General features: G+C 69.4%; 13 protein-coding genes. 6 read left to right on the top strand and 7 right to left on the bottom strand.

Annotated features, from left to right (window positions below):
• The first annotated feature begins 38 nt into the window (after window positions 1-38).
• Window positions 39-1,379 carry a sensor histidine kinase gene (locus CFP71_RS12310; RefSeq protein ID WP_093933980.1) on the top strand — a complete coding sequence of 447 codons (1,341 nt, stop codon included), beginning with the start codon at window positions 39-41 and terminating at the stop codon, window positions 1,377-1,379.
• 225 nt (window positions 1,380-1,604) lie between these two features.
• A complete protein-coding gene (locus CFP71_RS12305) occupies window positions 1,605-2,237 on the top strand; it encodes a TetR/AcrR family transcriptional regulator (protein ID WP_093933979.1) in 633 nt (210 codons plus the stop codon).
• A 99-nt stretch (window positions 2,238-2,336) separates the two neighbouring features.
• Here CFP71_RS12305 and CFP71_RS12300 read toward each other — a convergent pair whose 3' ends face one another.
• A complete protein-coding gene (locus CFP71_RS12300; protein ID WP_093933978.1) occupies window positions 2,337-3,074 on the bottom strand; it encodes a TetR/AcrR family transcriptional regulator in 738 nt (245 codons plus the stop codon).
• Between the two features lie 61 nt (window positions 3,075-3,135).
• On the opposite strand from CFP71_RS12300, the gene CFP71_RS12295 reads away from it, so the two are divergent.
• Complete coding sequence (locus tag CFP71_RS12295; RefSeq protein ID WP_093933977.1) at window positions 3,136-4,005, top strand: alpha/beta fold hydrolase; 870 nt, start codon at window positions 3,136-3,138, stop codon at window positions 4,003-4,005.
• A 91-nt stretch (window positions 4,006-4,096) separates the two neighbouring features.
• On the top strand, window positions 4,097-4,495 hold the full coding sequence (locus CFP71_RS12290) for a hypothetical protein (RefSeq protein ID WP_093933976.1): 399 nt from the start codon (window positions 4,097-4,099) through the stop codon (window positions 4,493-4,495).
• On the opposite strand, the gene CFP71_RS12285 is transcribed toward CFP71_RS12290, so the two are convergent.
• Entirely contained in the window at window positions 4,411-5,634 is a 1,224-nt protein-coding gene (locus tag CFP71_RS12285) for an acetyl-CoA acetyltransferase (RefSeq protein ID WP_093933975.1), read from the bottom strand. The two genes, CFP71_RS12290 and CFP71_RS12285, sit on opposite strands and share 85 nt — an antisense overlap.
• Window positions 5,635-5,763: 129 nt before the next feature.
• Entirely contained in the window at window positions 5,764-7,236 is a 1,473-nt protein-coding gene (locus CFP71_RS12280) for a carotenoid oxygenase family protein (protein WP_093933974.1), read from the bottom strand.
• A gap of 130 nt (window positions 7,237-7,366) precedes the next feature.
• Between CFP71_RS12280 and CFP71_RS12275 the strand changes: the two genes are divergently transcribed.
• Both CFP71_RS12275 and CFP71_RS12270 read left to right on the top strand, forming a co-directional pair.
• Entirely contained in the window at window positions 7,367-8,332 is a 966-nt protein-coding gene (locus tag CFP71_RS12275) for a winged helix-turn-helix transcriptional regulator (protein ID WP_093933973.1), read from the top strand.
• A gap of 74 nt (window positions 8,333-8,406) precedes the next feature.
• Complete coding sequence (locus CFP71_RS12270) at window positions 8,407-8,595, top strand: DUF5302 domain-containing protein (RefSeq protein ID WP_005162443.1); 189 nt, start codon at window positions 8,407-8,409, stop codon at window positions 8,593-8,595.
• A gap of 342 nt (window positions 8,596-8,937) precedes the next feature.
• Here CFP71_RS12270 and CFP71_RS12265 read toward each other — a convergent pair whose 3' ends face one another.
• From CFP71_RS12265 to CFP71_RS12250, 4 genes are all read right to left on the bottom strand, one after another.
• Window positions 8,938-10,008: a Glu/Leu/Phe/Val family dehydrogenase gene (locus tag CFP71_RS12265; RefSeq protein WP_093933972.1), complete on the bottom strand. Its 1,071-nt coding sequence runs from the start codon at window positions 10,006-10,008 to the stop codon at window positions 8,938-8,940.
• Between the two features lie 117 nt (window positions 10,009-10,125).
• Complete coding sequence (locus CFP71_RS12260; protein WP_093933971.1) at window positions 10,126-11,316, bottom strand: PLP-dependent aminotransferase family protein; 1,191 nt, start codon at window positions 11,314-11,316, stop codon at window positions 10,126-10,128.
• A complete protein-coding gene (locus CFP71_RS12255) occupies window positions 11,313-12,098 on the bottom strand; it encodes a tryptophan 2,3-dioxygenase (RefSeq protein ID WP_093933970.1) in 786 nt (261 codons plus the stop codon). Before CFP71_RS12255 ends, CFP71_RS12260 begins: the two co-directional genes overlap by 4 nt.
• Window positions 12,095-12,916 carry a PaaX family transcriptional regulator gene (locus CFP71_RS12250; RefSeq protein WP_093933969.1) on the bottom strand — a complete coding sequence of 274 codons (822 nt, stop codon included), beginning with the start codon at window positions 12,914-12,916 and terminating at the stop codon, window positions 12,095-12,097. Before CFP71_RS12250 ends, CFP71_RS12255 begins: the two co-directional genes overlap by 4 nt.
• Window positions 12,917-12,942 lie beyond the last annotated feature (26 nt).

Raw genomic sequence — 12,942 nt, 5'->3', positions numbered from 1 at the left:
TCTCAGGTCAACGGAAGGCAAAATATCGCGTCGGGTGGGTGATCCTCCCCCTTGTCGGCCACACTCTGTCCGTGCGCCGCCGGATCGTCACCCTCACCGTGCTGGCCGCGGTGCTGGCGATCACCCTCTTCGGGGCGCCACTGGCCATCGCGGTCGCCAGGTTCCACGAGGGCAATTCGACTCACGACCTGGAACGGGTCGCCGACACGGCCGTCCTCGACGTGACCGGCGACCTCGCCAACGGCCGGGTCCCGGAGCTCAAACCCGTCAAACCGGACGCGGACCGGATCCGCGGGATCAAGGTCGCGATCTACACCCCGACCGGCAGGCTCCTGGTCGGCGACGGCCCGGCCACCGAAGACCGCTACGTCCGCGACGCGCACTACACCGACATGGCGACCGGGACACACGGCGAAGAAGTGGTCCTGGCCGTCCCGGTGATCAGCGGTTCATCGCTGGTCGGGGTGGTCCGCGCCGCCCATCCGCGGTCCGAACTGGACGACCGGATCCGGCTGACCTGGCTGAAGATGGCCGGGCTCGCCGTCATCGCGATCGGGGCCAGCTGGCTGATCGCGCGCCGGATCGCCACCCGGCTGGCGCGGCCGCTGGAGGATCTCGCGGGCGTCGCCGAACGTCTCGGCGAGGGCGATTTCACCGTGCGCGCCGGGCGCACAGGGGTCCGCGAAATCGATCAGGTCGGCGAAGCGCTCGACTCCACCTCCGTGCGGATAGGCGAGACCCTGGAACGGGAACGGACCTTCTCCTCCGACGCCTCCCACCAGCTGCGGACCCCGTTGACCGGGTTGCGCCTGCAACTGGAGGCGGCCCTGGAGAGCCCCGACCGCGACCCCTACGCGACGATCCGCGACAGCATCGCGTCGGCCGACCGGCTGGAACGCACCATCGACGACCTGCTGGCGCTGGCCAAGCAGACCAGGGCCCCGCGCGCCCTGCTCGACCTGGGCAAACTGTTCGAAGAGGTCCGCCAGACCTGGCACGGTCTGCTCGCCGGACGCGGCCGGGCGCTGCGGATCAGCGGACGCGAGGCGCTGCCGGCCCGGGCGGCGGACGCGGCCGTGCGGCAGGTGCTCGCCGTGCTGCTGGACAACGCGGCGACGCACGGGCGCGGCACGGTCTCCGTCCTCGCCCGCGACGCCGGGGACGCGCTGGCCATCGACGTGAGCGACGAGGGCGCCATCCCGGACGGGCACGATCCGTTCGTCACCGACGACCAGGGTGAAGACCGTGAAGGTCACGGGATCGGCCTGAGGCTGGCGCGGAGCCTGGCCGAGGCGGAAGGCGGGCGACTGCGGCTGACCAGCCCGTCGCCGACGACGTTCACGCTTCTCTTGCCCGCGGAGCGTCCCTCGGCGCAGTAAGAAGGCCCGGGCCTGGCGAGCTAGGGGGGGTTACTCGCCAGGCCGGGCCGGTAGGAGGCAAACGCGCCCCGACAGCGCGCACGGCATGCCACCTGAAAGAAGACGGTAAAGACCAGCGGGCCAACAGACGGTACACGCCGGATTAACTGACACTTTGCTTTTATATGTCACAGGGATCCGGTGACCATCCAGCCGGGCTGAATCGATCGTGGGAAGATTGAGGACATGACGACCGAGCCGACGCCGAGATGGCGGAGACTGGAGCCGGACGAGCGCAAAGAGCAGATCTTCGCCTGTGCGGCACGTCTTTTCGGGGAACGTCCGTACTCGGAAGTGTCCACATCGGACATCGCGGCGGAGGCCGGGGTGGCCAGGGGGCTGATCAACCACTACTTCGGCACCAAACGAGAACTCTATCTGGAGATCATCCGGCGGGCGCTCACCGTGCCGCGGCTCGCGGTCGAAATCCTGCCGGAAGGCCCGCTCGAACTGCGTGCCGACGTCGCCATCGACTGGTTCCTGGACATGGTCACCAGCCAGGAGAAGATGTGGCTGGCCGCGATCGCGCCGGAAGGCATCGGCCGGGACCTCGAAGTCGAACGGATCCTCGAAGAGGCCGATCGCGAATCGGCGGACAGGGTGCTCGAAGCGGTCGGCCTGTCCCGCGAGAGCGAGCACGGCCAGGAGCTGAACGCCCTGGTCCGCGCGTTCGGCGGGATGGTCAAGGCGGCGGGCCGCGAATGGCTCGTGCGGGGTTCGCTCGATCGCTCCCAGGTGCACACGCTGCTCAGCAAATCGCTGGTCACCCTGGTCGGCGAGGTCTTCCCGGAGATCCAGCGCGCCGCCCCGCGCTCCTGACATGAGAAGCCCCCGGCACCTCGAGGGGGAGGTTGGTGCCAGGGGCTTCGGGACCGGTGACCGAGCACCGGTATTCCTCCACACTACGCCGATTCGCTGTCAGCGCTCTGTCAAACTTCCGAGCGTGTGCAACTGGCTGAGCCGGTGTTCGAGCCCGTCGAGGCAGCGCTCGACCGCGTAACCGTAGAGCCGCGCGTAGTAACCGGCCGCGAGATCCGGGTCCGCGACCAGCGCCGCGACCGACTCGCCCAGCGCCGCCATCCCCGGCAGGTCGGTGCGGGTGCGGTACGCCGCGTAACCCTCGGTCCGCTCCAATTGCAGCGCCATCGCGCTCTCGCGGTCGTCCTCCATCGCGACGAACTGGCACGCTGTCGCCAGCAGCAGGTTGTAGGCGAACGGCGCCTCGGTGCCGAACCCGGCCGCGAGCAGCCGTCCGATGCCGGTGTTCATCGTCGGCACGGCGGCGGCGACCGACGGCCCGAACAGGGCCAGCCTTCGCGCCGAACCGGGATAGCGCCGCAGCACGGCCCGCACGGTGGGCAGGAATTCGGTGAACCAGGCCCGCCACGGCAAGGTCTCGTCGGGCAGGGTCAGCTGGCCCACCACCCGGTCCAGCACCGCGACGACGACGGTGTCCCGGTCGCCGACGTGGTGGTAGACCACCGCCGGGTACGCGTCGACGGCGGCCGCGAGCTGCCGCAGCGTCCAGTTCTCCAAACCGGACTCGGCCGACAGTTCCAGCGCGGCGTCGATGATCCGGTCCTTGGTGACCGCCGGCCGTCCGGAAGCCACGCGTGACCGCGACCGGGAACCCGCGTCTTCGGAGAAAGTCGGCATGCGGGTTACCGTATCCGCACTCCGCTGGTCCGGAAGTGGGGGCTTCCGGCAGGATCGGGCCATGCCCCGCGCGCGTGTGAACGGCCTCGAACTCGAGTACGACACCTTCGGCTCCCCCGCGGATCCGCCGCTCGTCCTGGTGATGGGCCTCGGCGCCCAGATGGTCACCTGGGAGATCGGCTTCTGCGACCTGCTCGCCGAGGGCGGGTTCCACGTCGTGCGGTTCGACAACCGCGACATCGGTCTCTCGTCCTATCTGGACGATCTCCCCGCGCCGGATCTGGCCGCGCTCGCCGCGGGCGACCTGACCTCCGCGCCGTACCTGCTCTCGGATCTCGCGGCCGACATCACCGGGTTGTTCGACGCGCTCGGGTTCGACCGCGCGCACGTCGTCGGCGCGTCGATGGGCGGGATGATCGTCCAGCAGCTCGCGATCGACTCGCCGGACCGGCTGCTCAGCCTCACCTCGATCATGTCGACCACCGGGGATCCTTCGGTCGGGCATCCGGAGCCCGCCGCGCTCGCCGGGCTGACCCGGCCGCCCGCCGCCACCCGCGAGCAGGCCATCGAGGACGGCATCGCGTGGTTCAGGCTCGTGGGCTCGCCAGGGCACCCGTCCGACGAGGAGTTCCTGCGGATGAAGGCCACCCGCAACTACGACCGGGCGAACCATCCGGCGGGCGGGCTGCGCCAAGCCGCCGCCGTCGTCGCTTCGGGTGATCGCACGGCGAAGCTGCGCGAGGTCCACGTCCCGACGCTGGTCATCCACGGCGAGAGCGACCCGCTGATCGACGTCAGCGGCGGCAAGGCGACCGCGGAAGCGATCCCGGACGCCGAACTGCTGCTGTTCCCCGGGATGGGCCACGAACTGCCGCGGCAGTTGTGGCCCGCGATCGCGCAGGCGATCGTCACGCACGCGCGCAAGGCCTGACGCGTCAGGATTTCGTCAAGAATCCCGGCCGGAGCGTAGGAAAGCCGTTCACGCCGACGGCACGCCCGGTCACGCGGAGTTGACTGAGCGGATGAGGAATCCCGAATGCTTCGGTTTCCCGTTCGGTTGTGTCTCCGTCGTCGTCGCGGCGTCGGTGGCCGGGCTCCTCGGTTCGGCGCGACATCATGGCATTTCCTTGGCCGCCTTGGCCGTGGTCGTACTCGTCGCCGGTGCCGTGACGAGCGTGGCGGCGGCGGCCGGGACGGCGCTGATCGCCTGGAGTGTCCACTCGGGATTCACCGCGGGCTCGCTGGGCGCGCTCGAATTCACTCCCGAAACCGGTGTCGCCGCCGTCGTCTTCTTCGGGGCGACGCTCACCGGAGCGGCGTATCGCGGCCGGTGGTTTCAGCGGGCGACGACCATCGCGACCACGGTCGTGAAGGATCCGCCGACGTTCAAGGTCAGCACGTTCCGCACGCCGTCGATCTGAAGCGGCCCGGCGGTTCCCGCGACCTGGCGCGCGGCGTCGTGCACCATCCGCACCCCGGTCGCGCCGACCGGGTGGCCGAGCCCGAGCAACCCGCCGCCGGGGTTCACCGGGAGGACGCCGTCCCGCGCGATCCCGCCGGATTCGATCAGCCGCCCGGCCGCCCCCGGCGGGGCCGCGCCGAGGTGTTCCAGCGCCACGAGCGCGGTGATGGTGAAGCAGTCGTGCAGTTCGACGACGTCGATCTCCTCGGCGCCGGAGACCTTCGCGCGCCAGTACGCGTCGACCACCGCGCCCCGCAGATGCGGGAACAGGTACTCGTGTCCTTCGGCGCGTTCCAGCTTGCCCCGTAACGACAAATGCGCCGTCCGGTGGCCGAAGCCCGTCAGCTTCGGGACCTCCGCGAGGTCCCGGCCCACGAGTTTCGCCCAGTCGGCGGCGAACTCCGGCGAGGCGAGCACGATCGCGGCGGCCCCGTCGGAGATGCGGCCGCAGTCGTTCTTGCGCAGGACACCGGCCACGACGGGGTTCAGCCGGTCGTCCTGATCGAACGAGCCGTCCGGGAAACTCCAGTCCCGGGTCTGCGCCATCGGGTTGAGCGCGGCGTTCGCGAAGGCGTTTCGGGCGAACAGGCCGAGATGCGCGAGATCGAGTCCGTACCGCCAGTCGTAGACGTCGGCGACGTCGGAGAACAAGGCGGGCCAAGGGAATTCGGCCGTTTGCGCCTCTTCGCCGACCCAGGCCGCCGAGCCGAGATGCTCCGCCGCGGATCGCGAGTCGGTGTTGCGCATGAGCTCCAGCCCGGTCACCAGCGCGACGTGGTACCGGCCGGACTCGATGTCCGCGCTCGCGGCGAGCACCGCCGTCCCGCCCGAGGCGCACGCGGCCTCGTGCCGGACGCTCGGCACACCGTCCAGATCGGGGATCGCCGCCATCAGCAGCCCGCCGAGGTGGGCCTGACCGGTGAACAACTCGGCGGCCAGGTTGGCGACGTGCGCGACGCCGACGTCGCCCGGCTCGACCTGCGCGTCCACCAAGGCGTCGGGCACCACTTCGGCGAGCATCTCGTAGAGCCCGCCGCCCTCTTTCGCGAAGTTCCGCGCGAAATCGGTCTGTGCCCCGCCCAGTACGAAGACCGTCATCGGCCCGTTCCGCCCTCTGGTGCCGTGCCCGGGTCGCCCCGCCCCCTGGAAGGGGCGACCCGGACGGCGGCTTTCGGCCCTTCGCCGCCTGCCCACACCCCTCTGGTGGGCGGGCGCGAAGGGGATCACTCAGTTACAGGAAGGTTCCAGCTGGTCCGCCCGGACCCAGGTCGCGTGAAAACCGAGCGGGACACGCTGGGGCAACAGGACCCTGGCCACGGGTCCGGCAGTGAGATCGGCGGCGTCGAAGATGTCCAGCTCCGAGCGCCCCTCACGCTCGTCCTGGACGAAAGTCACCAGATAGCCGTCGTCGGAATCGGCGGCCGCGCCGTCGCGGGGTGCGAACGGCGCCTCACTGCCCCACCGGCCCGGACCGAAGCGATACTCGGTCTTGGCGCCGGCACGATTGTCGTAGCACACCAGGCCGTCGAACTTGAGCGTCGAGTCCGGCGAGATGTGCACCGCGTAGGAGAAGCGATTCCGGCCGCCGACCACCCTCGAGTCGACGGACGGAAATTCGGTGTTGTCGTCGTCGAGCTGGGTCTCCAGGCACTGTCCGGTCCGCAGGTTGAACCGGTAGCGGTGCAGGGAAGCGTCCAGTCGCAGGTACGACAGCATCTTGGCGAGCGGGGTGCGCGCGTCCGCGCGTGGCTGCGGGCGCTGGACGCGGCAGACGTCGAGGACGATTTCCTCGCCCTGCTCCCAGGAGTTGACGACGTGGTAGATGTAGCACGGGCTGGCTTCGAACCAGCGGATCTGGCTACCGTTACCGTAGCGGGGCAACACCCCGAACCGGCTCGGCAGCGACCGGTCGAACAGCAGCTTGTGACGACCGTTGCGCGCCGCCTCCATGTCCTGGACCAGCGGCAAGTCCATCAGGACGGCGTAGTTCTCGGTGATCGCCATGTCGTGCGGCAGGCGCGGGCCGGGGAGTTCGATCTCGGTCGTGCTCACGACCTTGCCGTCCGCGCTGATCACGCCGTAGCGCAGGTACGGCGGCCGGGGCCCGTAGTCGAACCAGAACATCTCGCCGGTGCGTTCGTCGACCTTCGGATGGGCCATCATGTCGCCGACCAGCGTGCCGAGGAAGTCTTCGGCGCCCAGCGTCTCGAGTGAGAGCGGGTCGACGGCGTACGGCGTGCCGCACATGTACCAGGTGGAGAGCACCTGGCCGCGGTGGAAGATCAGGTCGGTGTTGGCGCTGTCCTTGACGTTCAGCCCGTGCGTGTTGCCGAACGGGTTGCCCTTGGGCGACTCCATGACGCCCTTCCACAACGCCTTGCCCGCCTCGGATTCGGCCTCGAACGCCTTGGTGCGGATCCAGCGGTTGCGGTAGCGGGCCTTGCCGTTCTCCAGGTGGACGGCGTGGATCATGCCGTCGCCGTCGAACCAGTGGTAGCGGCCCTCCGGCTCGAACCGGGGGTTGGGCCCGTTGCGCAGGTACACGCCGTTGAGGTCGGCGGGGATCTTTCCGATGACCTCGAGATCGCTCGCGTCGATCTCTTCGCCGACCGGGGCGTAGACGCCCATCAGGTACGGGTTGACCTCGGGTTCACCGGTGGCGGCCGCCACCAGGATCGGTTGCTCGGAGGTGCTCGTCATCGGTTCTCCCCGGTTGGTTCGCGTTGACCGACTGGCTGAGACACTATGATTTCTGTAGTCAGCTGTCAATAGGCTTCTTTTGCTGTAGCCAGGGGTACGCTGACAGCGACACCGTTAGAGAGGCACCTACGTGACAGAGGCGACGGCGCACCGCGTCAGGCCGGCGGGCGATCCGCTGCGCCGGGCACTCGAACTGCTCGGCGATCAGTGGACCCTGCTGATCCTGCAGAGCCTTTTCCTGCGCTTCCGCCGTTACGAGGAACTCCGGCTGCGGCTCGGCATCTCCCCCACCGCGCTGTCCGGGCGGCTGCGCGAGATGGTCGACGCGGGCATGCTCGTCCGCACGCCGTACCGGGACGCGCGCCGCACCCGGCACGAGTACCGGCTCACCGAACGCGGTCTCGAACTGTGGCCGCTGCTGATCTCGATCTGGGCCTGGGAAAGGGAATGGGTCGAGGGACGGCGTGCCGTGCTGCCGACGCTGATCCACCTCGACTGCGAGCTGGCCACCTCGGCGCCGCTCGGCTGCGCCACCTGCGAACGCCGGGTGGACGCCCGCGACGTCCGCGCTCGGCGGCTCGACGACACCGGCGTCGTCGAAGCGACCGCGACGAAACGCTTCCGCCGCAAGGACGCCGAGTCCCTCGCGGGCGATCCGCTGATGTTCTTCCCGGACACCATGGAACTCCTCGGCGACCGCTGGTCGACGGGCCTGGTCGTGAGCGCGCTGCTCGGGGCGCGGCATTTCTCGGAGTTCGAACGCGAACTCGGCATCGGGCCGAGCGTGCTTTCGGGGCGGCTGTCGAAACTCGTGGAGGTCGGCGTGCTGCGGACCGGGACCGCGAAGACCCGCACCGACGCGCACGACTACCGGCTGACGGCGAAGGGCCTCGCGTTCTTCCCCGCCCTGGCCTTCATCGCCGAGTGGTCACGGGGCTTCGAGGCGCCGGGACAGGCACCCGACATCACGCTGGAGCACGTGGACTGCGGCAACCGCCTGAAGCCGATGCTGCTGTGCGACCACTGCTGGCGGCCCCTGCTGCGGAACCGGATCCAGTTCGGCGGCCCGGTCCAGCTTCCCGCGCCGCCCAGGTGACGTAAATCGACTCGCCAAGCCGGTCCGTTCCTGACAGGCTGACGTGGTCACACGTCGTCACCTCGGAGGTAGCAATGACTGAACCGGCACCGTCCCCAGCGGATGGCGAAGAGGACGACACGAAGCGCAAGTTCCGCGAAGCCCTGGAGCGCAAGCAGGCTCAGGCCCGCTCCGGCTCGGCCCACGAGAACGGTGGCGGGAAGAACCTGCACGCGCACGGCCCGGCCGCGAACAAGCGCACCTTCCGTCGCAAGAGCGGCTGAGTCCCCGGCACCCGCCGACTCGGCGGTCCGACCGGTTCGCCCGGGAGGACGGACCTGACGCGAAAGCCACTTTCGAGGCATCTGATGTCCCGAAAGTGGCTTTCGCGTCATCCGAGCCGTGTCCTTGCCCGCTGCCCGGTGACTCGGGGCTCGCCGCGCGATACCGGTGATGCGAAAGCCACTTTCACAACGTTGAAGGTTGCGAAAGTGGCTTTCGCAACGCTGCGCGGCTCCGCGACCAGCGCTCCGAGAGGCACCGCCGCGGCAGGGCTGTCCGTGCAATGAAGGGGCCTTTCATAGCAAATTTTGCTATGAAAGGCCCCTTCATTGCGCTTGGGAGACCTACACGGTCAGGATCGACCGAAGGCCGCCGATCTCCGCCATCCGGCGCTCGGCCAACCGGTCGGCCGCCGCCGCCGGCGGGACCCCGTCGGCCTTGGCCAGCGCGAACACCGCCTTGGTGGTGTCGAAGATGGCCGTGGTCTTGCGCTTGGCCCGCGCGAAGTCGAAGCCGTGCCGCTCGTCGTCGACCTGGATCACGCCACCGGCGTTGACCAGGTAGTCGGGCGCGAAGAGGATGCCGCGGTCGTCGAGCAGCTTGTCGACGCCGGGGTGCGCGAGCTGGTTGTTGGCCGCGCCGCAGACGATCTTGGCGCGGAGCAGGCCCACGGTCTCGTCGGTGAGCACGCCGCCCAGCGCGCACGGCGCGAAGACGTCGAGCTCGGTGCGGATCAGCGCGTCGAGGTCTTCGACGACCTCGACGGCGGGGTACGCCGCGCGGGTGCGCTCGATCGCCGCGGGCGAGACGTCGGTGATGACCACCTGCGCGCCCGCCTCGATCAAATGCCCGACGAGGATGTGCCCCACCTTGCCGACCCCGGCGACGCCGACCTTGCGGCCCGCGAGGTCCGGGACGCCCCAGACGGCGTCCGCGGAGGCGCGCATGCCCTGGTAGGTGCCGAAAGCGGTGAGCACGGAGGAGTCGCCGGCGCCGCCGTTCTCCGGCGAGCGGCCCGTCACGAACTCCGATTCGCGCGCGACGATGTCCATGTCCTGCACGTAGGTGCCCACGTCGCAGGCGGTGATGTAGCGGCCGCCCAGCGACTGGACGAACCGGCCGAAGGCGCGAAGCAGCGCTTCGGTCTTGTGCTTGTGGGGGTCGCCGATGATGACGGCCTTGCCGCCACCGAGGTCGAGCCCGGCGAGCGCGTTCTTGTAGGCCATCCCCTTCGACAGCGCGAGGACGTCCGCGAGCGCGGCTTCCTCGGACTCGTAGGGGTAGAACCGGGTCCCGCCCAGCGACGGCCCGAGCGCCGTCGAATAGATCCCGATGATGGCCTTCAGGCCGGTGGCCTGGTCTTGGCAGAAGACGACCTGCTCATGGCCGGTGCCATGGCCGAACACTTCGGTCACTGTGGTGACTCCTTGTCGTGGAGTGCACGCTGCTTGTGGCTCACGTGCGAAGTTCCTGGAACAGGGCACAGTCCCCGACGAAGGTCGTCCGGCGGCGACGGTGCCACACCCGCAAACCTAGCGGACGATCTCGCCCAGGACGCGAAGTGCGGAGTCGAGTTGGCTGTCGGACAGATACGGCGCCGGGCCGAACCTCAGATACTCGCCGCGGCTGTCGGTCCGGACGCCGCGTTCGGCGAGCGCGGCCCGCAGCCCGCCCGCGTCGGCGCACTTCAGCGACAGGAAGCCGCCGATGCGGTCCAGCGGGGTCTCCCGGTCGCGGGTGACGACGTCTTCGGGCAGCCCGAGCTTGTCGAAACCGTCGGCGAGGAAGCCGACCTGGTGCCGCGACACCTCCCGCAGGAACTCGGGGGTGAGGCCTTGTTCGGCGAAGAACCGGAAGACGCGGGCGCCCCGGTAATGGCTCGTCGGGTCGTAAGTCGCGCCGGCGAACCTGTCCGATCCGGACGCGTAGGCGGTCTCGCCGGGTCGGCGCTCGTCCGCGAGCGCGCCGAATTCGGCGTACCAGCCGGTGACGACCGGCCGCAGTTCCTGCGCGTGCGCGGGCATCCGCAGGAAGCAGTTGCCCTCGCCGAGCTGGAGGTACTTGTAGCCGCCGCCGAGCACCCAGGCGTTGGTGAGCCCGAGGTCGTGCAGCGAGAACGGGACGACGCCGAGCGCGTGGTAGGCGTCGACGACGAGGTTCACCGACTTCGACAGGCAGACGTCGGCGAGATGCGCCAGCCCCGGCACGAGCCGGGAGGTCTCGAACAGCACCGCCGAGACGAGCACGGCCGCGGTGTCTTCGGTGACCTCGGCCGCGACGCGTTCGGCCAGCGTGCTGACCGGCGACGACGGCACGCGGACGACCTCGACCCCTTCTTCGGCCAGCCTGCCCAGCTGGCGGCGCAGTGTGTGGAACTCACCGTCGGTGGTGACCAGCCGCGGCCGGCTCGGGAGGTCCATCGCCGACAGGAACCGGATCACCAGATCGTGCGTGCTGGCGCCGAGCGCGATGCCGCCGTGCGGGTCGCCGAGCAGCGCCCGGAACCCGGCCCGCATCTCGTCGGCCTTCGCGAAAGCGCGGTCCCACTTGGTGTCGACCCCTTCGGCCGCGTCGGCGAAGGCTTCGAGGAGGCCTTCCCGGGCGACGTCCGGCCACGCCTGGTGCGAGTGCCCCGTCAGCAGGATCCGGTCCGCCACACCGAAGTGCGTGTAGTGCGCCGCGAGCGCGTTGGGGTCGCCGCGGAGTTCGTCGAGTGTCGTCACAGCCTGCTCCGCACTGCCCAGAGATCCGGGAACATCGGGGAGAAAAGCGTCGTACGCAGGTAGTGCGCGCCCGACGAACCCCCCGTCCCGGTCTTGTCTCCGATGGTGCGCTCGACCATCTTCACGTGCCGATACCGCCACTCCTGCATCCCTTCGTCCAGATCGACCAGGTGCTCCGCCACCACGGACGGCCCGGTGTCGTCGCGGTAGACCCGCAACAGAACCTCTTGGAGCGCCGGAGAGGGTTCGAGTGGCTTGGTGACATCGCGCCCGGTCGGGACGTCGTACCCCTTCACCGCGAGGTAAGTGGTGAAGGAATCGAAGAGCGACGGCCGTGACATCGCGTCCGAGATCTGGGCGCGCTGGTCACCGCCCTCGGGGTAATGCGCGAACACCCGCTCGTCCCGGCGGCCGAGAACGGCCTCCAGGACGCGGAACTGAGCCGACTGGAACCCGCTCGAAGCGTCGAGTCGCGCACGGAAACTGGTGAACTGGCTCGGAGTCATCGTCTCGAGCACGTCAATCTGCGCGACCACCACCTTGAAGATAGTCAGGATTCGCCTCAGCGTGCGGGTGGCGTGAGCGGTGTTACCCGCCTCGAGTTGCTCCTGCAGGTAAAGCGCCTCGTGGAGAACTTGTTTGAACCAAAGTTCATACACTTGGTGGATCACGATGAAGAGCAATTCGTCGTGCTCGTCGGACCGGGGATGCTGCGCGTCCAGCACTTCGTCCAGCGAAAGGTAGGACGTGTAACTCAATGCGGCCTGGGTGTCATCGTTCATGATTCGGTCACTCCATCGAAATGGCGTTGCGCCGCCGGGGCCAGCGCCTGATACAGATCGTGGAAAAGCTCGACCGCGGCCGCCCGGCTCGGCGGAGCGGGCACCAGCCCGACCGGGAGTTCCGGATCGAGCGACGGGAAGGCGCGGAAGGTGTGCGTCAGCCAGGTTCGGACCTGAAACGCCTCGGCGTCAGGCAAGTCGCCTGAATACCCGCCGAAATCTTGGACGAACGCGTCGTAGCGCGCGGCGAGGCCGTCGAGGTTCCAGGCCCGGTCGGCGAACCGCCGGACGTCGAGCGCGGGCGACGGTTTGCCGAGCATCAGCCCGGCGTGTTCGGAGACGTCGAGTTCGGCCAGCAGGGCGAGCACCTCGGCCTCGCGGTCGTGCGGGGCGATCCAGGTGCCGTCCTGCACCGGGCCGAAACCGAGGAAACGCAGCCGGCGCACGAGCCGTTCCCGGGCCTGGCGGCGGCTTTCCGGGATGCTCTGCCACAGCACGGTCCACTCCCCGGCCTCGCGTTCGCGCCTGCCGAGGGAGAAGATCCGGCGGTCGCCGTCCTCCAGCAGCGTGATCGTGCGGCGGGTCAGCGAGTAGTGGACGAGCCTGCCCGCCTTGTGCCGCGCGAGCAGGTCGCGGCGGACGAGCCTGGCCAGCGCGATCCGCGCGGCGCCGTCGGAGAAGCCGAGCCCGGCGAGCACGGCGACCAGGCCGCCGGACCAGACACGGCGGCTCTCGCGCGGCGACACGTAGGTGCCGAGCAGTGTCATCACCAGGTCTTGGGGTCCTGGGTCGCCGTGGGGGGTGGCCGATGCGGGCATGCGCGCAACTCTATACACCTCAGGCC

The organism is Amycolatopsis thailandensis, from assembly GCF_002234405.1.
Classification (GTDB): Bacteria; Actinomycetota; Actinomycetes; order Mycobacteriales; family Pseudonocardiaceae; genus Amycolatopsis; species Amycolatopsis thailandensis.
The sequence above is the reverse complement of the archived record's forward strand: the minus strand, read 5'-3'. Positions and strand labels throughout refer to the sequence as shown.

Coding starts and splice junctions, on each gene's coding strand:
- CFP71_RS12305 (WP_093933979.1), top strand. CDS start 1,605: ATGACGACCGAGCCGACGCCGAGATGGCGGAGACTGGAGCCGGACGAG.
- CFP71_RS12300 (WP_093933978.1), bottom strand. CDS start 3,074: ATGCCGACTTTCTCCGAAGACGCGGGTTCCCGGTCGCGGTCACGCGTG.
- CFP71_RS12295 (WP_093933977.1), top strand. CDS start 3,136: ATGCCCCGCGCGCGTGTGAACGGCCTCGAACTCGAGTACGACACCTTC.
- CFP71_RS12290 (WP_093933976.1), top strand. CDS start 4,097: ATGAGGAATCCCGAATGCTTCGGTTTCCCGTTCGGTTGTGTCTCCGTC.
- CFP71_RS12285 (WP_093933975.1), bottom strand. CDS start 5,634: ATGACGGTCTTCGTACTGGGCGGGGCACAGACCGATTTCGCGCGGAAC.
- CFP71_RS12280 (WP_093933974.1), bottom strand. CDS start 7,236: ATGACGAGCACCTCCGAGCAACCGATCCTGGTGGCGGCCGCCACCGGT.
- CFP71_RS12270 (WP_005162443.1), top strand. CDS start 8,407: ATGACTGAACCGGCACCGTCCCCAGCGGATGGCGAAGAGGACGACACG.
- CFP71_RS12255 (WP_093933970.1), bottom strand. CDS start 12,098: ATGAACGATGACACCCAGGCCGCATTGAGTTACACGTCCTACCTTTCG.
- CFP71_RS12250 (WP_093933969.1), bottom strand. CDS start 12,916: ATGCCCGCATCGGCCACCCCCCACGGCGACCCAGGACCCCAAGACCTG.